Raw genomic sequence first — 23,968 nt, 5'->3', positions numbered from 1 at the left:
TTTGTGAGGTAATGCCTTACTTTGCGATTCGTTTTAGAAGTTAAGATGAAGAAAATAGCTGTTTTTACGTCCGGGGGAGATGCTCCGGGCATGAATGCTTGTATCCGTGCCGTTGTGCGGACAGCAGTTTACCATAAATTAGAAGTATACGGAATAGGCAGAGGCTACAATGGCATGATCCAAGGGGAGATTTACCGGTTGTTCTCCCATTCCGTGAGCAATATCATTCAAAAAGGCGGGACCATCCTTAAATCGGCCCGCTGTCTGGAGTTCCAAACTCCCGAAGGCAGAAAAAGAGCCTTTGACCAGATTTCAAAGTTCGGGATTGAGGGCATTGTGGCCATTGGCGGGAACGGAACCTTCACCGGCGCTCAGATTTTCCACCAAGAGTACGGCATTCCTATCATCGGTTGCCCCGGCACCATTGACAACGACCTTTACGGCACCGACTACACCATTGGTTATGACACCGCCGTGAACACCGCCCTTGACGCCATTGACAAGATCAGAGACACCGCCGACAGCCATGAGCGCGTTTTCTTTGTGGAAGTGATGGGCCGCGACTCGGGGTACATTGCCCTGCCCTGCGCCATCGGTGGTGGGGCCGAGATGGTGATGATCCCGGAGACGATTACCTCTATGTCTGAAGTGATTGAGACTCTGCAGCAAGGCTGGCGTCGTTCCAAAACCTCCTTCATCATCATCGTGGCCGAAGGCGACGAAGAAGGTGGTGCCACCGAGATCGCTGCCAAGGTGAAAGAGGCGCTACCGCAGATGGATGCCAAGGTAACCATCATCGGGCACGTACAACGCGGGGGTACCCCCACCGCCGCCGACCGTCTTTTGAGCAGCCAAATGGGCATGGCCGCCGTGGAAGGCCTGATTGCCGGCCGCTCTAATGAAATGGTGGGCGTAATGAACGGCGAACTGGTGTACACCCCGTTCCATGACACCATCACCAAGAAAAAGCCCATCAGCGAGAGTTTCCTGAAGCTAGTGGAAGTACTGAGCGTGTAAAGCGCCTTTTAACCGCTGCAACATTACTGATGCGTTTTCAGCCTGATTTAAAAAATCGGGTTGGAAACGCATTCTCTTTTATGGCCCTTTGAAGCCTGAGTTTAAGGCAGCCTTTTGCTTTGCTGAACAAAACCAATGGAGGGGAATGCCGTTTTCTAACCCAACATCTTAAAAGAACAGCAATGGAATTTAGACAACTTGGCGCATCTGGGCTAAAGGTGCCGGTGCTCAGTTTTGGAACCGCCACTTTTGGCGGAGGCGGCGAATTCTTCAAGGCTTGGGGCAGCACCCAGGTAGAGGAGGCCACCCGCATGGTTAACCTCTGTATGGATGCCGGCGTGAACTTCTTTGACACCGCCGACATCTACTCCCAGGGCATGTCTGAGGAGATTCTGGGGCAAGCCTTGAAAGGCCTCGGCCGCTCTGAGGTGATCCTCTCCACCAAGGGTACGTTCCCCTTTGGGGAAGGGCCCAACAACCAAGGTTCCTCCCGGTTTCACCTCCTGAAACAAGTAGAAGGCAGCCTCAAACGCCTCAATACCGATTACATTGACCTGTACCACATGCACGGCTTTGACGGTAACACTCCTGTAGAGGAAACCCTGCGCACCCTGGATGACCTGGTGCAAAGCGGTAAGGTGCGCTACATCGCGGCCTCCAACTTCTCGGGTTGGCACCTGATGAAATCACTGGGAGTTTCTGACAAATATGGATGGAACCGTTACGTGGCGCACCAGGTATATTACTCGCTCACCAATCGGGAATACGAATGGGAACTCATGCCGCTGGGGCTTGACCAGAACGTGGGCGGCATCATCTGGTCGCCCCTAGCCGCCGGCCGATTGGGCGGCAAGTACCGCCGGGGCCAGCCCATGCCCCAGGACAGCCGCGTTGCACAGGGAGGCAGCCCCGTCCCTGAAGCCGTGGTGAACGAAGAGGTTTTCTACAACATTATTGACGCGCTAGATGAAATAGCGGCGGAGACAGAGAAAACGGTAGCCCAGGTGGCACTGAACTGGCTACTGCAGCGCCCTACCGTCTCCAGCATCATCATTGGCGCCCGCAACGAGGAACAGCTCAAGCAGAACCTCGGGGCTGTGGGTTGGAACCTGACGGTGGAACAGGTGAAGAAACTGGATGCCGCTAGTGAGGTCCCTCCAATCTATCCTTATTGGCACCAAAGACAAAACACCAAGCTCAACCCCTTGCCTCCTTTTTATCCTAAAAGAAAGTAATAGCGGCTTGTAGCTGAAGAAACTAACCCATTGTGCTTTGGGGCCGTTTTCCGGAAAACAGCCCCAAAGCACAATGGGTTAGTTTTTAGTGAATCGATGAATGGATAGCAACCTTAGCCTTTTTGTGCTTTGGCCATTTCATCTTGGACGTACGCCAACACCTCGGTGAACTGATCTGGATGGAACCACTGGATTTCAGGGTCGCGGGTAAACCAGGTTAATTGGCGTTTGGCGTAGCGGCGGCTGTTGCGCTTAAGCAGCCTTACCGCTTCCTCATAGGGATAATCGCCGTCTAGAAAACAGAACAACTCGGTATAGCCCACGGTCTGCAAGGCTTGGTGCTGGCGATACGGAACCATGCTTTTCACCTCGTCTAAAAGTCCCTGCTCCAGCATCAGGTCCATGCGTTGGTCAATGCGGTCATAGAGCTCCTGGCGGTCGCGGTTCAACCCGATTTTGATGATCTGGAAATTGCGCCTGCGTTCTTTGCTTTTGGTCCGGAATGAGGAATACGGCTGGCCGCTGCTCAGGCAAACCTCCAGGGCTCTTACCACCCGCTGCGGGTTCTGCACGTCTACCTGTGCCGCATACGTCGGGTCTAATTCGCGCAGTTGTTCTACCAGCGAGGGAAGTCCCTCCTCCTCTAGTCTTTTTGTCAGTTCCTCTCTTATGCCAAGTTTAATCTCAGGCATTTCATCCAACCCTTCGCAAAGCGCCCGCACATAGAGCCCAGATCCGCCGGTGGCGATGACTACCTGGTGTTCCTTGAATAGGTTCTGTAGTAAATATAGCGCATCTTCTTCAAAGGCACCCGCGTTGTACTCCTCCACAATAGAATGGGAGTCGATGAAATGATGGACTACCCCACCCTGCTCCTCTGGGCTGGGTTTCGCCGTGCCTATGCTTAATTCTTTGAAGAACTGCCGAGAATCCATAGACAGGATTTGGGTTTGGAAGTGGCGGGCCAACTGCACACAGAAATCAGTTTTACCGACGGCCGTAGGCCCGACCACTACTAGTAAGAATCTATGTTGTTCCATCACAATCCGGCGTAAAGGCTGAGCAGGTGCTTTTCCTCAGTTTCCCAGGTCCACTCCTCCCGCGCTTGCAGGCAGTTTCGCTGTAACTTTTGGTAAACCTCCTCCTCTTGCAACAAAGTTAACAGGGCCACCCGGACTTCCTCCACATGGTTATTCACCAAAAGCGCCACTTCATGGTGGGCGTTCAGTTCCACATACTCCGGGAAGGGCACGCACACCTGCGGAATGCCAGCCTGCACGTAGTCAAAGAATTTATTAGCCAGCGAATAGTAATAACTGAGCCCCTGGTTATCCAACAGCATGATTCCGGCCCAAGCGGCTGCGGTAATTCTGGACAGGTCGGTGGGTGGAACGTTGCCTTTGAAGATCACTTTGTTTTGAAGCTCCAGTTCACGTGTCAGTTCTACCAGTTGGGGCATGAGCGGTCCCGTGCCGCAGATAACCAGTTGGGCGGGCACCCCCTGCATGGCTCTAATGGTATTCTCCAATCCCCGGCCCACATTCAGGGCACCCTGGTAGATAAAGTAAGGCGGTGAGGCCGGCAAGGAGGCGGAAAGCTGCCGCACCGGCATGTTCCGGACCAAGTGCACTGGGCCGCGGTATTTCTGCTGGAAGTAGGTCACCAGGGAGCCACTGACGGTATAAGCCAGTGTAGCCCGTTTAAAGACTATTTTCTCCAAAAGCGCCCATAAACTCTTCACCAAAGGTCGGTTCACCACTTCGGGCATCTCAGGGAACAATTCATGGGCATCATAGACCAGGGGTTTCCGGCGCCAGGCAACAGTTACAAGCCCAGCCAACGCGGTATCGGCATCTACGGCTCCGTAAATATCATATCGGTGCGAAAAAAACCAGGTCACCAGCCGAAGATTGTACTCCAGGTAAAACAAGGGTCCCTTGCGGAACCGGCACTTGATGCGGTGGCTTCGGAAAGGAAGCGAAGGCAATTCTATGGAACCGGGCAGCAATCTACCCACCAAAGTTACCGCGTATCCCGCCGATGCTAAAGAGTTGGCAGTCCGGAGCATGCGTTGGTCATGGCTAATATCGGTGGTGACCGTAAAAACTATAGATTTAGCCATTGGCAGGTATAAGCAAGGTTGCGCGGCGCTAAGGTGTAAAAAACCAATTTTTAGGTTATTTTTGCTAAAATAGGTTTTTTCCAGTTTAGTGCCACTTGTAGGAAAAGGCCTCCAAAAGCCAAAGCAGATTCACGGAGATGACAAACAGCAACACCATGGTAGATAGGACAGCACAGGAAGCAGCTGCCGCGCGTTTGATTGATTTTGCGGAGCATGTGAGTGGCAGCCGGAAATACATGTTTGTGTGTACGCCAGATGGCACGCTCCTGAGCACGAACCAACAGGCCAAAGATATCTTTTTTGAAGGTAAGGACATTCCCGCCGACATGAATGTAAAGGAGCTGCTGGATGAGAAGCAGCAGTTTGAGTTTGACCGAAACGTGCGCCTCCTCCGGACCCGCAAGAACATCAGCGGCTTTTTCCCGCCCAAAGACAAGTTCCTGGACACCAACCTGCTGTATTTCAAGTCCAGCCTGGTGATGCAGGAAGGTTTTGAGTTGCTGTACATCGCGGTACGGGCGGCCTCTGCCGAGGTAATGCCCGCCGGCGACATGTTCGCGACGGAGTCTAGCTACCGCACCATTTTTGAGGAAAGCAACGAGCCCATGTTCATCCTGGACAAAAAGGGCATGTTCATTGACATCAACAAGCAGACGGTTGCCATTACCCAGGTGGAGAAGCAGGACCTGATTGGCAAAAGCGTTTTTGAGGCGTTTGACTTAAATCCATCGGAAAGGATCGCTTTTAAAACCCGGATTTTGCAGGCCTGCGAGGGGAAAACCCAGCGCTTTGACTGGTGGTTTAAAAACAGTGACGGTACCCATTACCCGCTTTGGCTTTCCTTCAGATGCGGAAAATACTTTGGGCAGGAGGTAATCCTGGGCACCGCCAAACCCATGGAAGACAACCGCCAACAAACCGAGGGTGGGCGGCAGCGCCAGGAGCAGCAGGAATTCATGGCCAAGCTCCTGCCGCAGCTCAGCAACCTGAAAACCGCCGAGGACATTCTATCTGTGGTGTTGGGTGAGCTTCTCCAGGTGCCCAGCATCTGCGGCGGCGGCGTTTTTGTCTACCAACCGGCCACGCGTATTGTGCAGTTGGTTTGCAACAAAGGAGATCAGTCCTACCTGCTGAAAGAGAAAAGCGTGCTGGCCTTGAACCCCGAGTTCCTAGCCCAGTTAGAAAACAAGCATAAAAACCGGTCTCTGCTCAGCATCTCCCGGAATTTCCAGCACCTGTTCAATAAGCGGGAAATTTTGGCCATGCCCATCAGCACCGATAAGCAATACCTGGCCACCATTATCCTGCTGGTAGATGACGCCATGAACATGACCAGCAGCCTCACCGAGTTTATTAACCACATTGGCTTTGAGGTGAGTTCGTACCTCTCCCGGTTTGAGCTTCGTCAGGAGCTGCATTACTCAGAAGGCAAGTACAAAACCCTGTTTGAGTCCAGCAACGATTCCATCTTCCTGCTCAACCATACCCTTATTGCCGATTGTAACTTCCAGGCCACGGTGTTGCTGGACTGCGACAAACAGGACATCATTGGCAAACGGATCGCTGATTTCTCGCCCGCCCTCCAGGCCGACAATTCCTCATCCGTGGAGAAGTCCCTGCAGTTGATTGAAAACACCCTGGAGGATGGTCAGCCCCGCAACCTGGAATGGCGCATTGAAAAGTCAGACGGGAGCATTGTGGACGGGGAAATCAGTTTTAGCGCCATTATTCTAGAAGGCGTCAACTTTGTGCAGTGCATTCTCCGCGACATCACCTCCCGCAAAGAGGCCCAGGCGCTCATCCGACGGCAGGAGGTGCTGCGCGAGTCCATGCACCAGTTCCGGTCATTCCTGAGCCAGGTGAACCTGGCTTATGTGAGCATGGACCTGGACCTACGCGTGGTGTATGTGAATGACTATTTCCTGCAGTATACCGGCTACAAACGCGAGGAAGTGGTAGGCCAGAACTACTATGACATCTTCGTGCCGGAAAAAGAAAGGGCCACCCGCATCCAGGAAATCAGGAAGGCACTGCAAAACCAGTCGTTGCGCAGTTACTATGAGTGGGACCTCATCACAAAATCGCAGTCGGTGAAGATCTTGCGCTGGAACATCATGTTTGAGATGGACGTGGAAGGCAACGTGGTGGGCATCACGGCCGTGGGCAAGGACATGACCGACAAACGGATTGCCATGGAAGCCCTCAAGGACAACAAAATCCGCCTCCAGGACTTGTTCGACAATGCGCATGACTTGATCCAAAACATCTCTACCGACAACAAATTCATCTTCGTGAATCGGGCCTGGAAAGAAAAGCTCGGCTACAACGATTTTGATATTGAGAACCTTACGCTCAATGACATTGTCCACCCGTACTACAAGGCCAAGCTCATTTACCAACTCCGCAACCTGTACAAAGGCGATGATGTCAACAAAATAGAAACCGTATTCTTGACCAAGAGCGGCAAGCCGATTCACTTGATTGGCAGTATCAACTGCAGCTGGCAGGACGGCAAGCCCATTGCCACCCGCGCTATCCTCCACGATATCACGGACCGGATCAAGGCCGAACGTCTGCAGAAGGTATACTACAGCATCGCGAACTTGGCCATCAGTTCCAAGGACTTACCCTCTTTGTACAGCGCCATCCACCGTGAGCTGAGCAAGATTATTGAGACGCATAACTTCTACATCGCCCTGTTTGACGAGGAGAAAGACCTTATCAACTTCGTGTACTATGTAGACCAGATTTCCAACGTGCCGGCGGCTCCAAGACCCTTCTCGCTGGGAATGACCGAGTACATCATCAAGACCGGCAAACCGCTGTACGCCTCCAAAGCCGATTTTATGGAATTGGTGGAGAAAGGCCAGATTGAAGTGAACGGCGTGGTGCCCGAAGTGATGCTCTCCTCCCCGCTTTCCATTGGCGAGCGCATCATTGGGGTGATTGCCGTCCGCGACTACAAAAACCCGGAGGCTTACGTACAAACGGATATTGAGATCCTACACTTTATCTCTAACCAGGTGGCGCTGGCGATTGAACGGAAACGGAACGAAGAGCAGATTACCATTCAAAACGCCCGGTTAAAAGCCATTTTTGAAAGCGGCAACCACTTGATGTGGTCCATTAACCGGCAGTTCCAGCTTACTTCCTTTAACCAGAACTTCCAGAGTGAAATCCAGTCGTGGACCAGCATTATGCCTTCTTTGGGCTTGAAGCTGAACCAGATGGTAGGCGCCTATGTGACCCAGGAGAATTTCCAATTAATCAAGGAGAAGTACGAATCAGCTTTTGCCGGTCAGCCCCAGCAATTTGAGCTTGAGTTGCACCATCCTAACGGAACCAGTGCTTGGCGAGAAGTACTGCTGAACCCTATTTACTTGGAAGACGGCAGCTTTGAAGACGTATCGGCGATTGCCTTAGATATCACGGAGAAGAAGATTTCTCAGCTTGCGGTAGCGGTAAACGAGGAGAAATTCCGGCAAATCTTTGAGTCTTTCCAGGACCTGTACTACAAAACAGATATGGAAGGCTCCTTCCAGTTGATCAGTCCATCGGTGCAGGAAGTGTTGGGCTTTGCCCCATCCGAGGCGATGACCTTGAATGCCGAAGAACTTTACGCTCACCCAAGTGACCGCGATGAACTGCTGCGCATGCTTTTTGACCAGAAAAGCGTCCGGAACTTTGAGACCTCTTTCCTTACCCAGCAGAACCAGCAGATTGAGGTTTTGATCAACTCCCGCCTGGTTCTCAATGAACACCAGGAGCCTGTGGCCATTGAAGGAGTCGCCCGTGACATTACCGAACTGAAAGACACCCAGCGGGAGCTCATCAGGGCGAAAGAACTGGCGGAGAACTCGCTTCAGGTGAAAAACCAGTTCCTGGCTAACATGAGCCATGAGCTGCGGACCCCAATGAACGGCATCATCGGGATGATTGACGTGCTGCACCACACAGCTTCCAATGAGGAGCAGATGGACTACATAGAAACGCTCCGGACCTCCTCAAACGCGCTGCTAGACATCTTGAATGATATTCTGGACCTTTCCAAAATACAGGCCGGAAAACTGCAGTTGAACAAGACGGGCATTGACTTGTCTTACTCGCTGGATAAGATCCATTCTCTGTTTGCCAACCGGGCCATCCAGAAGGATCTTTCGTTCACGTATGATATCTCAGAAGACACGCCGCGGTACATCGTCACAGACGAAACCCGGTTGCTGCAGATTCTCTCTAACCTGACATCCAATGCCATCAAGTTCACCAATGAAGGCAGTGTGCGGGTGGAGGTAAGCAGAGTGGGCGGTGAAGGCGAGGACCACTTGCTTATGTTCCAGGTGAAAGACTCAGGGATAGGCATCTGCGAGGAAGATATCCGACTGCTGTTCACCAATTTCACCCAATTAGACAACTCCTCTTCCAAAACGTTTGGCGGTACCGGCTTAGGCTTGGCCATCTCCAAGCAGTTGAGCGAGTTATTGGGCGGAGAGATCGGCGTGGAGTCAGAAGCCGGCAAGGGAAGTACCTTCTGGTTCACCATCCTGTGCCAGGAAGCGGAGAACGTGAAACAAATCCATGAGCAGCTGCAGTCCTCCAAAGAGCTGGAGGAAATCGGGAAGTTTGAACCAGAGCCGGTTATCCTGTTGGTAGACGATAACCAGATAAACCAGAAAGTAGCCCTTAAGCTCTTGGAGCGCATGGGTTGCCACGCCGATGTGGCCTCTAATGGGTATGAGGCTATTGAAAAAGCCACCCAGAAACGGTACGATCTAATTTTCATGGACATCCAGATGCCGGAAATGGATGGGGTCACCGCTACGCATGAACTCAAGAAGCTAATGGGCACCAACTGTCCGCCTATTATCGCCATGACCGCGTATTCTATGAAAGACGACGCGGAGAAGTTCATCAACGAGGGGCTTGATGATTATATCTCTAAACCGGTGAAGATCTCTGACCTGCATGACCGCATTGTAAAGTGGTTCGGCAACAGTGGTCCGAAGAGCACCGAACCTGCTGGAAAAGCGGCAGAGGCACCGCAGCCTGAAACGGGAGCCGAGCTGGCACTGGACATGAATGTGGTGGAGCAACTCAGAAGCATTGGAGGCGACGATTTTGCACTGCAGCTGTATGTTGAATTTGAGGAGGAAACTTCTGAATTGTTAGAGGAAGCCAAAAAAGAAGTGGCTGCACAACATTATGAAGGTATTTTAAGTACACTGCATCAAATCAAGGGAACTGCCTCCACTTTAGGTCTGGATTCTGTTTCAAGTTTGGCACAAGAACTGGAACATGACATTAAAAAGGGTAAATTCACATTTGTTAGGACTACCTTTTCTGATTTAGAATCAAGTTTTACTAATTTTAGAGCAAACTATCGAAATAAACTCTTATCGAACTAACCATGGCCGATTCTAAAACCATATTGATTGCAGAGGATAGCTCTGTTATTCTGAATCTTACGAAGAAAATACTGGAGTTGCAGAACTACACGGTAGTGTCGGCTAAAAACGGCGGGGAAGTTCTCAAGAAGGTACAGGACCAGAAAATTGACGCCATTCTCATGGATTTGAACATTCCGGTGAAAAACGGGATGGAATGCACCAGAGAGATCCGGGCGAACCAGGATCCGCAGATCGCTAAAATTCCGATCATTGCCGTGACCGGAAACGCGAACAACTACACATTAGAACAATTCAAAGAAGCAGGTATCAATGCATACTTGCCAAAGCCTTTGGACTTTGACATGCTGGTGCAGACCGTAAAGGAGTACGTGCACTAAGACGTCTTTACATTTTATTAAACCATATGCAGCTGAAGTATACCCGGTCCTTTTTAAACCGGTTAGAAGATATTTTTGCCGAGTCTGAGTACATGCTGCGTTATGAAAAGGGTACTTTCAAATCTGGTTTCTGTATTTTGAAAGACACCAAAGTAGCGGTAGTGAATAAATATTTCCCTTTAGAGGGGAAAATCAATTGTCTTGTAGAGATTCTCCGGGCGGTGGACCTAAGCCCGGAGAGCCTGCGTCCTGAAAGCCAGGAACTGTACCTGGCCATCAAACACCAAACCATAACCTCTGCGTGAAAGTAACTTTCTTAGGATCTGGCACCTCACAGGGCGTACCCGTCATTGGCTGCGAATGTGAGGTTTGCCGTTCCTTAGACTATAGGGACAAGCGCCTGCGGGTCTCTATCCTGGTGGAGGTAGACGGAAAAGCCCTGATTGTGGATACCGGACCCGATTTCCGGCAGCAGATGCTCAGGGAACGCATAAAGCGGGTAGATGCCGTGCTTTTCACGCATGAGCACAAAGACCATACTGCCGGTCTGGATGACATACGGGCCTTCAACTTCATGCAGCACATTGACATGCCCCTGTACGCCGACCAGCGGGTGTTAAACCAACTGCAGCAGGAATTCAGCTACATCTTCACGAATCACACCTACCCCGGAGTACCCCGCGTGGAGTTGCACCCTATCCAGAACGAACCTTTTAAAGTGCACGGCATCACCATCACGCCCATTAACGTACTGCACCACAAGCTGCCGGTCTTCGGGTTCAGGATTGGGGATTTCACCTACATCACAGATGCCAATCACATCTCGGCGGCAGAGAAGGAGAAGATCAGGGGTTCCAAGATAGTGGTGCTGAACGCCCTTCGCAAAGAGCCGCACATCTCCCATTACTCCCTTTCCGAAGCGATCTCGGTCTTGGAGGAGTTGGCGCCTGAACAGGCTTACCTCACCCACATCAGCCATTTGCTGGGCCTTCACCGGGTGGTGGAAAAAGAATTGCCTTCTTTTGTGAAGCTGGCCTATGATGGGCTGGCCCTTACCTTATAAACGTGCACCAGAATTACTTCTTTTTACGAAAACTAGCCCAGAAACTGGACTCAGAACTGCGTGGCTATACCTTACAGGCAACTTTCAGCCAAGAGAAAGACGAGCTGATGCTGGCTTTCTTCCAAGGAGAGCGGGAATTTTACATCAAAGCCATCCAGACTTCCACCTTCTCCAGCCTCCAGTTCCCTAGCACCTTTCACCGGGCCCGGCAGAACTCAGTGGACCTTTTCCCGATTTTACTCGGGCAAGAGGTTCTGGAAGTCCGTGTCCACCAGCAAGAGAGGAGCTTTTACATCCGGTTCACGAACCAATTGGTACTGCTGTTCAAATTATTCGGGAACCGGTCCAATGTAGTGCTGTTTGAAAATGACGTGGCCGTGGAGCTCTTCCACCGGAAACTCACCAAAGACTTGGAACTGGACTACCGGCAAATGGACCAGAACTGGCACCTGGAGAAAGAAGCATTTTTACAGGCGCCCCAGAACCTAAGAAAGATGCTGCCCACCCTAGGTGATGTTCCTTGGCTTTATCTGCAGGAAAAAGGCTATTCTGGGCTAGATGCCGAAGCACAATGGGAAATGGTGCAGGAAATGATGGCGATGCTGGAGAATCCCTCCTATCACCTAATTTCCCACCAAAAACAGTTACGCCTCTCACTGCTTCCTTTGGGTGAGATCTTGGAGACCTTCGCTGACCCTATCTCGGCGCTGAATGCGTTTGTTCCCCAATACCGGTCTCAGGAGTACTTTCAGAAGAATTACGCGGCTACGCACAAGCTAATTAGCCGCCGCCTGGAAGGCGCGCAGAAAATATGGTATCAGATACAGGAACAACTGGAACAGTGGCACCATGGTACTCCTTATGCCCAAACGGCTGATGTTATCATGGCCAACCTCACCAACATTCCGGCCGGCAGCAAGGAGATAGAGCTTTATGACTTCTACCAGGATGCTACCCGCCTCATAAAGCTACACGCCACCGAAACGCCCCAGAAAACCGCTGAGCGCCTATACCGGAAAGCCAAAAACCAGAAAATTGAACTGCAGCTACTGGATGAACGAGCCTCCCGTAAAGAAGAGGAAGTGGAACGCCTCACCAGCCAACTACAGGAACTGGAAAGCTTGGAGACAGCCCAGCAACTGCGTCATTTTCTGAAACAGCACACTCCTGCTCAGGTCGCAAATCAGGTAGATCTGCCTTACTATGTTTTTGAGACCATGGGTTTCAAGATTCTCGTAGGTAGAAATGCCAAAGCCAACGACAAGCTCACCCTGAAGCACACGCACAAAGATGATCTCTGGCTCCATGCTAAGGATGTACCTGGTTCCCACGTAGTCATCAAAAACCAACCCGGAAAACCGTTTCCAGCCCCTGTACTGGAAGCCGCAGCCCAATTGGCAGCCTTCTACTCCAAACGGAAGAACGACAGCCTCTGCCCTGTCCTATACACCCCAAAGAAGTACGTTAGGAAGCCCAAAGGCGCCACGCCGGGCTCGGTGGTGGTAGAACGCGAGAAAGTGCTTTTAATAAAGCCTGGGAACCCTTTCCGGCAAAACCACGCATAAACCGTTGCCTCCGCTTGAAGGCCGATTTATAAAAACCAAGCTAAAAACAGAAAAGCCCAATGGAGAACCATTGGGCTTTTCTGTTTTACAGTGCGCGCGGGGAGATTCGAACTCCCACACCCGTAGGGCACCACCCCCTCAAGATGGCGTGTCTACCAGTTTCACCACGTGCGCAAAGCACAAACAAGGTCTTTTCCTTATTTGGTGGTACAAATGTATTGCATCATTTTTTTACCTGCAAGTGGTTTTAAAAATCTTTTGAAAGCTCTTGCCCAAGGCTCTCGTACTCTGTAGCGTAATTTAGCAATATGGTAGATGAAAACTTTCCTGTTCCAAGTACATTGCAGGAGGACTCATTTGTCCAAGCTATATGAAAGAATTCTTACTAAGTCGGCTCCTGAATTATATTTTACATATCATGGTTAATTTCACAGTAAATTAAACAAAAACTTTTGTTAATCCCCATATATAGAATAATACACCATTAAGCCTCTCTTTACTTTAACAAGGTAAACAAATTAAAAAAAGCCATACCTTAACCTCTTTGTAATAATAAAGCTTGAACATTTATAATATCAACCCAAAGAATGTCTTAAAAATAAAAAAAACAGAATAATCTTAAAGCATATGATGAAGAAACAAAGTCTTTAGTTAAACATCACAGACACTTGCAATTTAACACAGACTTCATAAGACAAACTTACTTGAATTTATTATTTGATAATACAACCTTATTAACTAATTAAAACATGCATGAGTTTATATCAAATAAACAACTATAGTTACAATAAAAAAATCAATACATAAAAAATATTTAATTTTAAATATAATGTCAAACACTTTTTTATTTAAATTACTTGGATTTACTAATTCTATTCTGTATAACTTTTTAAAATAAAAAACTGGTAACTCCATATTAACATAGCCAAAACATTCTAAATACAAAATATGTCAAGCTTCTTCAAAGTACAAATGCCTAAGTAATAAAATACGGTATATGCGATAATTATTATATAAAATTTTAAAGCTTAATATTTCAAAAACATGCATTATTTATACTTATCAAATTCTTAATAATTATAACACAATAGGCAATATAATCACCACGAACACATTTATTAAACTCAAAAATTATTCCACAAAATTTAAAACCCTAAACCATATTAATTAATACTCCTACTCAATTGGTCTGAATTATCCTCTACAAGAAGTTATTGCTATAGGGTGATATACATTAAACATAAAAGGTAAATACATTAAGATCTTATACTGAAAATGGCCACAAATAAACTTACAAAGTTATTTCACGTATAAACAATATATTATTCAGTGATGGCCTTACAACCAGAAACCTGGGGAGTTGTAGAAGCATAACCTAGGGCATAGAACCTATTCCTCAGCATTTTCAAGGGAGCCTCTTATCAGATTCTAGCCTACTTTAACAGATTCTACAACACAACAATGTTCTTGGTCTTATCCTCAGTTGTTTATATCACGGCATTTCACACCCTGCTTTAAGCATCGTTTTAACCTTTAGCTTCCGACTTTTTAATTTAGTTTAGGCTCACAACCTCACTTTCAAGCTGCTTTGCTAATTTTTTTGACAATTTCCCCGTTTGGCAAAATTCTTAAAAATTTTGGATTAGGAAATTTTTTGTAATATAAACAATTACCCTTTTGCTAAACCCAACTAAACTTATTCAGCTCAACAAACCAAAGGCCTTTTCGTAAGCACATCAACAGCTTCAAAGTGATAAACATCGCTAGCAACGATAGCACATCAAACGATTTCAGGAAACTAGTTCATTATTAAATTTTCATCTTTAGAGAATAAATTTGTAGTTCAAAGCTTAAGTAGAATAAGAATATATGAAACCAATAGCTTTACACATGAATCAGCAGAGAAAACATTGGATTGAGTCTTTTGCGAAGGCAGGCTATATTGCAAAAGGGTTCATTTACATTTTGGTAGGAGCATTAACAGCCATGGCTGCTTTCGGAATTGGAGGTAAAAAGGCTTCTAGTTCAGATGCTTTGTCTCAGGTAAAAGACTTTCCGGCCGGAGGTTTTTTACTGTCTGTATTGGCAGTTGGGTTAGTGGGCTATAGTCTCTGGAGATTTTTACAAGCTATCAAAGACACTGAGCACAAAGGTTCAGACGCGAAAGGAATTGGCAAGAGATTGGCCTACGCTTTTAGCGGGCTTATTTATGGCTCATTAGCATTTGCTGCCTTTAAATTGGTATCAGGCAGTGGCGGTGGATCTGGTAGTGGAGGATCAAAAGAAAAGGACTTAGTGTCAAGTCTCTTGGACCAGCCTTTCGGAAAATGGTTGGTGTTATTGATTGGCCTAATTACCATTGGCAATGGAATACGTCAACTAATAAAAGGAACTACGGCGTCCTTTATGAAGGATGTTAAAGGTTTGCCTAGAGACAGGTTTGATGTATTGAAAAAAGCAGGTCAAGCCGGGTTTACCGCACGGGGAATTGTGTTTGGTATTATTGGTTTTCTATTTATAAGAGCGGCCTGGTTGCAGAATCCACAGGAGGCAGGTGGTACCCAAAGCGCCTTCTCTTTTTTACAAGATTCCCCCTTCGGAAATGTATTATTAGGCATTGTGGCCTTGGGGTTAATTGGCTACGGCGTGTTCATGTTTGTGCTGGCTAAATACAGTGATATCTCCGTAGACTAACTTACAGCAACCTAGACAACCGGCGGCTCTTGTTCTAGAAAGGACAGCAGCCGCCGGTTTTGTTTTACCCCTCCTTTTAAAAAAGACTTCTAAAAAACGCTCTTGCCTGGTAGTTCAGATACTGGTCAAGTCAATCTTTCGCCAGATACTAGTTAACTTCCGGCCATGCAAACGTTACCTTTCTACATAGTAGATGTTTTCGCCAGTGCACCTTACAAGGGAAACCAGTTGGCGGTGTTTCTTCAGGCTGGCAACTTAACCACGGCCCAAATGCAGGCGATAGCCCAGGAGATTGGTTTCGCGGAATCTTCCTTCATTTTATCTGATGAGCCTATAGCCGATGAGTTTGACACCAGGATCTTCACGGTGGAATATGAAGTGCCTTTCGCAGGGCACCCAACCTTGGGCACGGCCTATGTCATTCAACAGTTCATTTTGCAAAAAGCGGTTCCGGACCTTCGTTTGAACGTGAAAGTAGGCCAGATTCCCGTGTCCCTCTCCTATCAGGAAAATAAGCCAGACTTCCTGATGATGCGGCAAATCAACCCCACCTTCAGTAATCCGATACCGAAGGAAAGCATCGCGGACCTGCTGGAACTTCCAATAGAGGTAGTACATCCTCATTTTCCGGTGCAGGAGGTCTCCACCGGCTTGCCGTTCCTCATCATCCCGCTCCAGAGACTATCCGATATGCAGCGGCTTCAGTTGCAACCCGATAAGCTTCAATCCTTCCTTCAGGAGCACGGACTCTACAAAACGCAGCGTGCAGATGGTCTTTCCGTAGCCTTGTACTTCTTTTGCCCCGAGACCTATTCTCCGGACCGCCAACTGAACGCCCGCATGCTGGCGCTGGAGAATGGACAGGTTATTGAAGATGCCGCTACCGGCAGCGCCAACGGGTGCCTGCTGGCCTACCTGCTCAAACACCCCTATTTCGGGAAAGAAAGCCTGGACCTTCTGGTAGAGCAAGGGTACGAAATTGGCCGCAACGCCACCATCAAACTGCAAGGCCAGGTACAGGGTGAAAACCAATACGAACTAAACGTTGGCGGTCAGGTACAACTCATCGCGAAAGGAGAATGGTATGTGCAATAAGCAAGCTCTAACATCACCCATAAATCGAATTTGTCAGATTCTGGCCCTTGTGGTACTGGTCCTGGCGTTTTCAAACGTTTTTGCCCAAAACAACCCTAAAACAGACTCGGTGTTTGTGCTGAAGCCTAGCCAGGTTTTCGATGGACGCGATATTCAGAAGAACTGGGTAGTGGTGGTGCAGGGCGAGCGCATCCTAGCCGCCGGACCAGCCTCTTCGGTTAACACCCCGCTGAACGCCCGCACCATTGACCTTCCGGGGCAAACCCTGCTGCCAGGCTTGATTGAAGGCCATTCTCATCTGCTGCTACACCCCTATAACGAGACCTCTTGGAACGATCAGGTCCTGAAGGAAGCCGATGCCCTGCGGGTGGCACGGGCTACCGTACACGCCCGCAATACGCTTTTGGCGGGTTTCACCACCGTTAGGGACTTAGGTTCTGAAGGGGCAGAGTACGCCGATGTAGGTCTAAAACAGGCCATTGACCAAGGCATCATCCCCGGGCCAAGAATGCTGGTGGCTGGCAAAGCCATGATTGCCACCGGCAGCTACGGGCCTAAAGGATTCGATCCGGCGTTTGAGGTGCCGCAGGGCGCCGAGGCTGCCGATGGTATTGACAACATCACCCGCGTGGTGCGCGACCAGATGGGCAAAGGCGCTGACCTTGTGAAAGTGTACGCCGATTACCGTTGGGGCGCCAATGGCGAGGCCCTGCCCACCTTCACCTTAGCCGAGCTGAAACTGATTGTGGAGGTAGCCGCCAGCGCCGGCCGGCCGGTAGTGGCCCACGCCAGCACCCCGGAAGGGATGCGCCGGGCCATTGAAGCAGGGGTAGAGACCATTGAACACGGCGACAACGCCACCGCCGAGGTCTTCAAGCTGATGGCCAAAAAAGATGTAGCCCTCTGCCCTACCCTGGCCGCTGGCGACGCCATTCTGCAATACGGCGGCTGGCGCAAAGGCCAAGACCCTGAGCCGGCCCGCATTGCGCAGAAACGCGCCAACTTCAAAGCCGCTTTAGCCGCCAAAGTGCCCATGGTGGTAGGAGGCGATGTGGGGGTTTTCACCCACGGTGACAATGCCCGCGAGTTGGAACTGATGGTGGATTACGGCATGCCCACCTTGGACGTGCTCCGCGCCGCTACCTCGGGCAACGCCAAACGCTTTCACCTGGACCAAAAACTGGGCATGGTAAAAGCCGGCCTGCTTGCCGACCTTATTTCTGTAAGTGGTGATCCCACGCAGGACGTGTCTGCCCTCCGGAAAGTCCACCTGGTCATGAAAGGCGGCCAGATCTTCCGTCAGCCTTAACTTAGGTTTTCTTTTAAACGAAAATCCGTTTCAGGCCCATTCTTATAAAAGAGGCTTGAAACGGATTCTTCATTTAATGCGGTATTTAGGGGTTGGCTACAAAGGACAGAAAGTTTCCCTTAGGACTCACCGCCAGTCGGGTGATGTTCTTCACGCCCTGTCGGGTGAAATCGGCCACCTCTTTCCAGCGACGCTCTGCGCCGGGTCGGTACAGGTAGAGTTTAGCACCCTGGGCCATGAGCAAACCACCATCCGGGAGCCAGGCATAATCTTGGGAGCCGGGCAGCGCCTGGATGAGACTCTCGCGTTCGCCGGTTTTCACCTGCAACTGCTTGATCTCGGCCACGGAATCTGAGACAGGAACCAGGTAACTTACCGCCTGTTTGCCAGGCACCTTGTGCAGGCTCCGTCCGATGGATTCCTCTAGTTTCATGGTTTGTTTCGAGCTGGGTACGGCCAGGTACATGCCCATGGGCGGATTATCGGGGAAAGCGGCCACAAAAAGCGAATCCTGGTTGTACCAGACATGGTAGCCAATGAGCTGCGGCATGGCCATCAGCAAAGTCGGTTCACCGGTTCCGGGGGTAAGCGGAAAACGCCATAGGTGCTGCTCCTTTCCGCGCACCACCGAAAAGCTTTTGCCGTCTGGCGTAACCAAGGGGGAATACTCCGCCTCCGGGGTATTGGTGAGCTGAACGGTCTTCTTCCCCGCCAAAGAGTATTGGTAAATATTGGTTTGCTGACCATCGCGTTGCGAGGTGAACAGAACGTACTTGCCGTCTGGGGTAAAGCTTGGCTGGTTGTCATAGCCAGACCTTTGGGTAATGTTGGCTGGTGTACCTACCTGCACCGTCTCTTTGCTCTTCTTAAGGGAGACCAGATAGATATCGGTATCTGGGATACCCTGCGCACCGGCACCTAAGGCGAACATAGCAAGGCAAATGGTAAGGAGGCTTTGTTTAAAGGTCATCAGGTAAGTGGATAAAATGCGCTCTTTAATTAACATATTCAACAAGCCAAAGACAAATCCTTCCACAATTCACCTCCTCTGTATCTATGGGGCTTCTTCTTATTCAATCATTTAAAGCTAGGAAAAGAATATAGCCTTCTAACGGTTTAGAAACCATTTGGCAAAAACGGCTCCTAAACTGGTTTAAACTTCCTCAGCTTTGTATTCTTTCAGCTCCTTCATCGGCCGGTGGAAGAAATCGTTGAGCGGTTTTACTGCTTTCATGGCTGCCAGCACCTCATCATACAGGCGCTCGCTGGTGACTACTTCATCGGTGAGCATGTAGGTGGTGTTCCAGCTTTTGTGCCGCAGCAGGTCAATGGCAGGATTGTCGCTGTCATAGCCTTTGGGGGTGGTTTTCAGTTTCTCGCCGGCTAAACCCGCATAGTACTTTTTGAATGCCGGGTCGTTGAGCAGGGCTTTCAGCTCCTCGTAGTTATAGTCTATTTCCTGCCGAATGGCCTTCAGTTCCGGAGTCGGGGGCATCCAGACGCCACCTGCCAGGAAAGAGCCGTCATTGGGGCTGATGTGCAGGTAAAAGCCTGGGTTGATGGTTTTGCGGCCGCCTTCGGCCATGTAGGCGCAGATATGGTCTTTGTAGGGACGCTTATCGTTGGAAAAGCGCACGTCGCGGTAAATCCGGAACATAAGGTCTTTTGGCTCCTGCCCTTCCAGGGCGGGCTCAAACTGGGCGGCTCCCTGCAGCAAGGTTTTCAGGAAAGTAATGAAGTCCTGGCGGGCGGCCTCGTAGCGGCTACGGTTTTGCTCAAACCATTCGCGTTGGTTATTCAGGCGCAGATCGCGGATGAAATCTAAAGTAGAAGGTTCTAAGTGCTTTTTCATGAGGTCTCGTGAGTTAGGCATTTTGCCGTGGGTGAGAACAAGTCCTCCGCAAAGTAAGTTCTGCAGCCTTCTGCCGCAAACCACCAAGATCAGAATATTTGCGGATAGCTGTTTTATGACCCCTTTTTAGAAACAGAAGCTAAATTCAAACAACTCAGGCAAAGTATCCAGCCTGTGTTCCATCCCTTAACTCATCGGCGTTAGCTATAGCATGAAGTGATTATTTTGAATCTTAATTATATAAGTGAATTGCTAGTGGTAAGTGTAATCTGAAACCCCAAGCCTGAAATTTATCCCTGATGATCTTATAAATCACTTATAAAAAAAGAAGGCCTCAGGAGAGGCCTTCAAAATAGATTCTGATGTTTGTAGATTTTCGCTCGTTTTGGAGAAATCGGCTTAAAAGCAGCAAAGCCAACTACTCCTATAAATAGCTACCGACCGGCGCTGTTGCCCATAACATACATTTCCTCCAGGGTTGGGTTGACGCTGCCGCCCTCAGGTTCCAAAGTTACCGCAAAGGCTTGGGCTTCTTCAATGGACTTCATCTTGAGCAGGGTGCTGTCGGTGGCTTTGACTACGCCGGCATCAATGGGTTTGCCTTGGGCCAGGGCCCAAAGTTGGTATTGCTTTCCGGTGGGCGCAGCGGGAAGTTTGGCAGGGTCAAAGTAGACTTCCTTGGTTTCGCGGTTCCAGAAAACGGTGGCCTTGGCCTCTGGGTGCTGGGTTACGCCGTTCAATTGAACCGCTAAGGTCTGCGGATTGCGCAGCATGCCCAAAAGGCTTTCAGACTGTAGGCTGCGGGTTTCAAGTTGGCTTACCTGCAGGGCGTATTGGCGGGAGGTTTGCCGGGCACTGATCAATTCACTGCGGGTTTCCCTCAGGTTGCTGTATAGGTACACGTTGGCCCCGGCACTAATCAATAATAAAATCACGGCGGCTATCTGCCACCAACGGCTGGTTTCTTTTTCTGGGTAATGGGTGCTGGATTCTTTATGCATCGGCACCACTTTGCCCACCGGCGCCCCGTTGGGGTGAATGGGAGCGGTTTGGGCCTGCAACTGCCGCAGAATCTGGTCTTCTAGTTCAGGGCGAGGCGCTTTGGCATGGGTGAGCGCATAGGCTTCCATGGTGCGCAGGCACTCTTCCAGCGCCGCGTGGACCTCTGGATACCGGGCGGCAATTTCCTCCACCTCTCCGCTTTCTGAGGGCGTAAGACCACCGGCTGCGTACAGCTCCAGTACTCCTGAATCTATATACTCCTGTGTATTCAACTCTATTTGATTAATTTGCTCAAAAACTTGATGGCCATCCGGGCCCTGGTTTTTACCGTCCCCAGCGGAATATTAAGCTCTTCGGCCACCTCACTTTGCGTGAACCCATTGAAGTACATCAGATCTATGATCACCTTCTGGTCTGGGTTCAGCTGCTGGGTCATCTCCTGTATCCCAATGTGGTCTGGCTTAATGCCCTCGCTGCTCACCATGTGCGACGTCACGGTGTTTTCCATGGGCTGCGTTTTTGAACCTACGCGATATTGCTTTGAGCGGATTTTGTCAATGGCTAAATTACGGGAAATGTTGAGCATCCAGGTAAAGAGCCGTCCTTTCTGCTCGTCATAGGTTGGGAATGCGGTCCAGATCTTCACAAAGCTTTCCTGCAAGACGTCCTCCGCTACCTCTTCCTGCTTTACTATCCGGAGAATAACCCCGTACAGTGCCGCCGAGTAGTTACGGTAGAGAAGAGTAACGGCCCGTTGGTCTTGCGCCCGCAATTGCGCAACCAGGTCCTCTTCAGAGGTAATATGTAAAGTTGTGTCCAACAATAAAAATCATTAAGCCAAAAGGCGGTGGAGACTATGCAGGGGGAGTGAAAGTTCACTGCTTTACGTAACTCTTTTAACCCAGTTATGTAGAATATGTTTTGGAGCATCCAAACAAAAGCAAGAACATGGCCCGTATTATTACGGACATTGCCCCAGTTAGTTATTCAGCCCCCCGGTTAAAGTCCCATCCAAATATAGTAAAACCCCATGCCTATCCAATCCATTAACCCATATACGAACCAGGTAGAGAAAACTTTTGAGCCTGCCACGGCGCAGGAGATAGAAGAAACGCTGCAGCGAGCCCAGAATGCCTTCCAGGCCTGGCGCACCACGTCCTTCCTGCAGCGGTCTACCCTCATGCAGCGTGCCGGAGATGAGTTGGCCGGCAACACAGACTATTACGCCAAAATCATTTCCCTGGAAATGGGCAAGCCTCTGGCCCAGGCCCGCGGTGAGGTAAACAAATGCGCAATGGTCTGCCACTATTACGCCCAGCACGCCGAAGCTTTCCTGCAGGACGAGGAGATTAGGACCAGCGCAGTGCGCAGCTTCATTTCCTTTGAGCCGCTAGGCGCTATCCTGGCCGTGATGCCCTGGAATTTCCCTTTCTGGCAGGTGTTCCGGTTTGCGGCGCCCGCGCTCATGGCGGGCAACGTGGGGTTGCTGAAACACGCCTCCAACGTACCGCAGTGCGCGCTGGCCATTCAGGAGGTGTTTGACAAAGTGGGCTTCCCCGAGGGATGTTTCCAATCCTTGCTCATTGGCTCCAAGGAAGTGGAGCATCTCATCAAAGACGAGCGCGTGAAGGCCGTGACCCTCACCGGAAGCGAAGGCGCGGGCGCCAAGGTGGCTTCCCTGGCGGGAAACGAGATCAAGAAGACGGTATTGGAACTGGGCGGATCCGATGCCTTTGTGGTCTTAGCCGATGCCGATGTGGAGGCAGTGGCCAAGAAAGCGGCCAATGCCCGCCTCATCAACACCGGTCAGAGCTGCATTGCCGCCAAACGCTTCATTCTGGAGAAACCCATTGCCGAAGAGTTTTTGGCCGCTTTTGCCAAAAACATGCAGAAAAAGCGCACCGGAGACCCTTTGAATGACGAAGACATTGACTACGGACCCTTGGCCCGTGTGGACCTAGCCCAGGAACTCACCGATCAGGTAGAACGCTCAGTAGCCGCAGGAGCAAAACTGTACCTGGAAGGTGGTCAGCCAGATCCGGACAAAGCCCTCTTCCACCCTGCCATCCTCACGGATATTAAACCGGGCAACCCGGCGTACGAGGAGGAGTTTTTTGGACCGGTGGCCTTGGTGTTTGTGGCCGAGGACGCGGAAGACGCCATCCGGATCGCCAACGATTCTCCCTTTGGGCTGGGCGGCTCCGTCTGGACGAGCGACATCAAGCGCGGGCAGGAACTGGCCCGCAAAGTAGAGGCCGGTGCGGTGTTCGTGAACGCCATTGTGGCCTCAGACCCGGCACTGCCGTTTGGCGGGGTGAAGAAATCCGGCTACGGCCGGGAATTATCTTATTTGGGCATCCGGGAGTTTGTGAACCAGAAAACCATCTGGGTCAGCGACCCTCAGGAATAGTCCAGCAGTTTGTAGGTGACATAGCCCACCCACTCATGGATCAGCTTAGACCATTGCTGCAGCGCCTCGGGATCAGGAACAAGCAGGTCATCTAGATGAAAACTACGGTCGTGGGTCTGGAAATCGACGGGGAACGTGTCGGTTTTCAGGCCCACTTTTTCAAAACAGCCTTTCGCCCGCCGCATGTGAAACGCCGAGGTGATAAGCAAAAACTTCTTCAGCTGGGGTTGGTTTTGTAACAGCTCTTTGGTGAACCGGGCGTTCTCATGGGTGTTGCGGCTGCGTTCTTCCACCAGGATATCGCCGGCAGGCACGCCGGCATATAGGGCAGTCTGTTGCAGATTACTGGCTTCGGTCCGTTCCACGTCTTTGATGGCCCCAGAGCCGCCCGAAATGAGGATCTTCTTCAGTTTACCCATCTTATAGAGCTGGATGGCGTCCAAAATCCGCTCGGCGCCCTCCTGGTAATGCACCCGGTCATGGGGTGATTTGTTCACCTCGGTCACGCCCGTAAGCACAATGCCCGCGTCATACACCGGCACGTCTTTCATGAGCACCGACTCCGGTTCCCAGGCCAGCCAGGCCTCGTTGCTCAGAAACGGATTGGTGAAGAACAGCAGCAATACCAGCCCCGTCCGGAAAGCCAATCGTTTTTTAGCCTGATTTCTGAAAAGTAACCCTAAAACGAAGAGGGCAACCATCCATAGCAAAGGGGAAACAAGAAATTGCAGGAGCTTAGAGAGCAGAAAGAACATAAACGTAGGTAATCTCCACAAGACCTGGCAGGCGCTCTACGGCCTACCAAAATTAGCCTTGGCAGAA

Annotated in this window: 18 protein-coding genes and 1 tRNA gene; 11 read left to right on the top strand and 8 right to left on the bottom strand. The window is 50.3% G+C overall.

Annotated elements, in window-relative coordinates:
• Positions 1–45 precede the first annotated feature (45 nt).
• Complete coding sequence (gene pfkA, locus FOA19_RS10780; protein ID WP_149090836.1) at positions 46–1,017, top strand: 6-phosphofructokinase; 972 nt, start codon at positions 46–48, stop codon at positions 1,015–1,017.
• Between the two features lie 182 nt (positions 1,018–1,199).
• Positions 1,200–2,252: an aldo/keto reductase gene (locus tag FOA19_RS10775; protein WP_149090835.1), complete on the top strand. Its 1,053-nt coding sequence runs from the start codon at positions 1,200–1,202 to the stop codon at positions 2,250–2,252.
• A gap of 113 nt (positions 2,253–2,365) precedes the next feature.
• Here FOA19_RS10775 and miaA read toward each other — a convergent pair whose 3' ends face one another.
• Together miaA and FOA19_RS10765 are read right to left on the bottom strand one after the other, a co-directional pair.
• Positions 2,366–3,292, bottom strand: a complete 927-nt coding sequence (gene miaA, locus FOA19_RS10770; protein ID WP_149090834.1) for a tRNA (adenosine(37)-N6)-dimethylallyltransferase MiaA — start codon at positions 3,290–3,292, stop codon at positions 2,366–2,368.
• A complete protein-coding gene (locus tag FOA19_RS10765) occupies positions 3,292–4,374 on the bottom strand; it encodes a glycosyltransferase (RefSeq protein ID WP_149090833.1) in 1,083 nt (360 codons plus the stop codon). The genes miaA and FOA19_RS10765 overlap by 1 nt, the downstream gene beginning before the upstream one ends.
• Positions 4,375–4,529: 155 nt before the next feature.
• On the opposite strand from FOA19_RS10765, the gene FOA19_RS10760 reads away from it, so the two are divergent.
• Genes FOA19_RS10760 through FOA19_RS10740 form a run of 5 tightly spaced genes read left to right on the top strand, consistent with a single transcriptional unit; the run spans position 4,530 to position 12,784 of the window.
• On the top strand, positions 4,530–9,776 hold the full coding sequence (locus FOA19_RS10760) for a PAS domain S-box protein (protein WP_223808843.1): 5,247 nt from the start codon (positions 4,530–4,532) through the stop codon (positions 9,774–9,776).
• Between the two features lie 2 nt (positions 9,777–9,778).
• Positions 9,779–10,156, top strand: a complete 378-nt coding sequence (locus tag FOA19_RS10755; protein WP_149090831.1) for a response regulator — start codon at positions 9,779–9,781, stop codon at positions 10,154–10,156.
• 26 nt (positions 10,157–10,182) lie between these two features.
• The gene (locus FOA19_RS10750; protein WP_149090830.1) at positions 10,183–10,461 is read left to right on the top strand and encodes a hypothetical protein; all 279 of its coding nucleotides are present in this window, start codon (positions 10,183–10,185) and stop codon (positions 10,459–10,461) included.
• Complete coding sequence (locus tag FOA19_RS10745) at positions 10,458–11,219, top strand: MBL fold metallo-hydrolase (protein WP_149090829.1); 762 nt, start codon at positions 10,458–10,460, stop codon at positions 11,217–11,219. Before FOA19_RS10750 ends, FOA19_RS10745 begins: the two co-directional genes overlap by 4 nt.
• Before the next feature lie 2 nt (positions 11,220–11,221).
• Positions 11,222–12,784, top strand: a complete 1,563-nt coding sequence (locus FOA19_RS10740) for an NFACT RNA binding domain-containing protein (protein ID WP_149090828.1) — start codon at positions 11,222–11,224, stop codon at positions 12,782–12,784.
• A gap of 91 nt (positions 12,785–12,875) precedes the next feature.
• Here the strand turns inward: FOA19_RS10740 and FOA19_RS10735 are convergent.
• Positions 12,876–12,958: transfer RNA gene (locus FOA19_RS10735), tRNA-Leu, on the bottom strand.
• 1,716 nt (positions 12,959–14,674) lie between these two features.
• Between FOA19_RS10735 and FOA19_RS10730 the strand changes: the two genes are divergently transcribed.
• The 3 genes from FOA19_RS10730 (at position 14,675) to FOA19_RS10720 (ending at position 17,882) form a co-directional block, all read left to right on the top strand.
• A complete protein-coding gene (locus tag FOA19_RS10730) occupies positions 14,675–15,478 on the top strand; it encodes a DUF1206 domain-containing protein (protein WP_223808842.1) in 804 nt (267 codons plus the stop codon).
• A 165-nt stretch (positions 15,479–15,643) separates the two neighbouring features.
• Complete coding sequence (locus FOA19_RS10725) at positions 15,644–16,573, top strand: PhzF family phenazine biosynthesis protein (protein ID WP_149090827.1); 930 nt, start codon at positions 15,644–15,646, stop codon at positions 16,571–16,573.
• 49 nt (positions 16,574–16,622) lie between these two features.
• Positions 16,623–17,882, top strand: coding sequence for a metal-dependent hydrolase family protein (locus tag FOA19_RS10720; protein WP_223808841.1), 1,260 nt, complete (start codon positions 16,623–16,625; stop codon positions 17,880–17,882).
• A gap of 85 nt (positions 17,883–17,967) precedes the next feature.
• Here the strand turns inward: FOA19_RS10720 and FOA19_RS10715 are convergent, their stop codons facing one another.
• The 4 genes from FOA19_RS10715 to FOA19_RS10700 all read right to left on the bottom strand — a co-directional run bounded on the left by FOA19_RS10715 (position 17,968) and on the right by FOA19_RS10700 (position 21,556).
• On the bottom strand, positions 17,968–18,852 hold the full coding sequence (locus tag FOA19_RS10715) for a TolB family protein (protein ID WP_190300369.1): 885 nt from the start codon (positions 18,850–18,852) through the stop codon (positions 17,968–17,970).
• Between the two features lie 183 nt (positions 18,853–19,035).
• A complete protein-coding gene (locus FOA19_RS10710; protein ID WP_149090824.1) occupies positions 19,036–19,734 on the bottom strand; it encodes a DUF2461 domain-containing protein in 699 nt (232 codons plus the stop codon).
• A gap of 434 nt (positions 19,735–20,168) precedes the next feature.
• The gene (locus FOA19_RS10705; RefSeq protein ID WP_149090823.1) at positions 20,169–21,008 is read right to left on the bottom strand and encodes an anti-sigma factor; all 840 of its coding nucleotides are present in this window, start codon (positions 21,006–21,008) and stop codon (positions 20,169–20,171) included.
• Between the two features lie 2 nt (positions 21,009–21,010).
• Positions 21,011–21,556 (bottom strand): RNA polymerase sigma factor, encoded by a 546-nt coding sequence (locus FOA19_RS10700; protein WP_223808840.1) that lies wholly within the window; start codon positions 21,554–21,556, stop codon positions 21,011–21,013.
• 210 nt (positions 21,557–21,766) lie between these two features.
• On the opposite strand from FOA19_RS10700, the gene FOA19_RS10695 reads away from it, so the two are divergent.
• Positions 21,767–23,146 (top strand): NAD-dependent succinate-semialdehyde dehydrogenase, encoded by a 1,380-nt coding sequence (locus tag FOA19_RS10695; RefSeq protein ID WP_190300368.1) that lies wholly within the window; start codon positions 21,767–21,769, stop codon positions 23,144–23,146.
• Here the strand turns inward: FOA19_RS10695 and FOA19_RS10690 are convergent.
• A complete protein-coding gene (locus FOA19_RS10690; protein WP_223808839.1) occupies positions 23,137–23,793 on the bottom strand; it encodes a YdcF family protein in 657 nt (218 codons plus the stop codon). The genes FOA19_RS10695 and FOA19_RS10690 overlap by 10 nt on opposite strands.
• Positions 23,794–23,968: the final 175 nt, after the last annotated feature.

Origin of the sequence: Rufibacter hautae (assembly GCF_008271695.1) — a bacterium.
Taxonomy (GTDB): domain Bacteria; phylum Bacteroidota; class Bacteroidia; order Cytophagales; family Hymenobacteraceae; genus Nibribacter; species Nibribacter hautae.
This window is presented reverse-complemented; position numbering and strand designations above follow the sequence as displayed.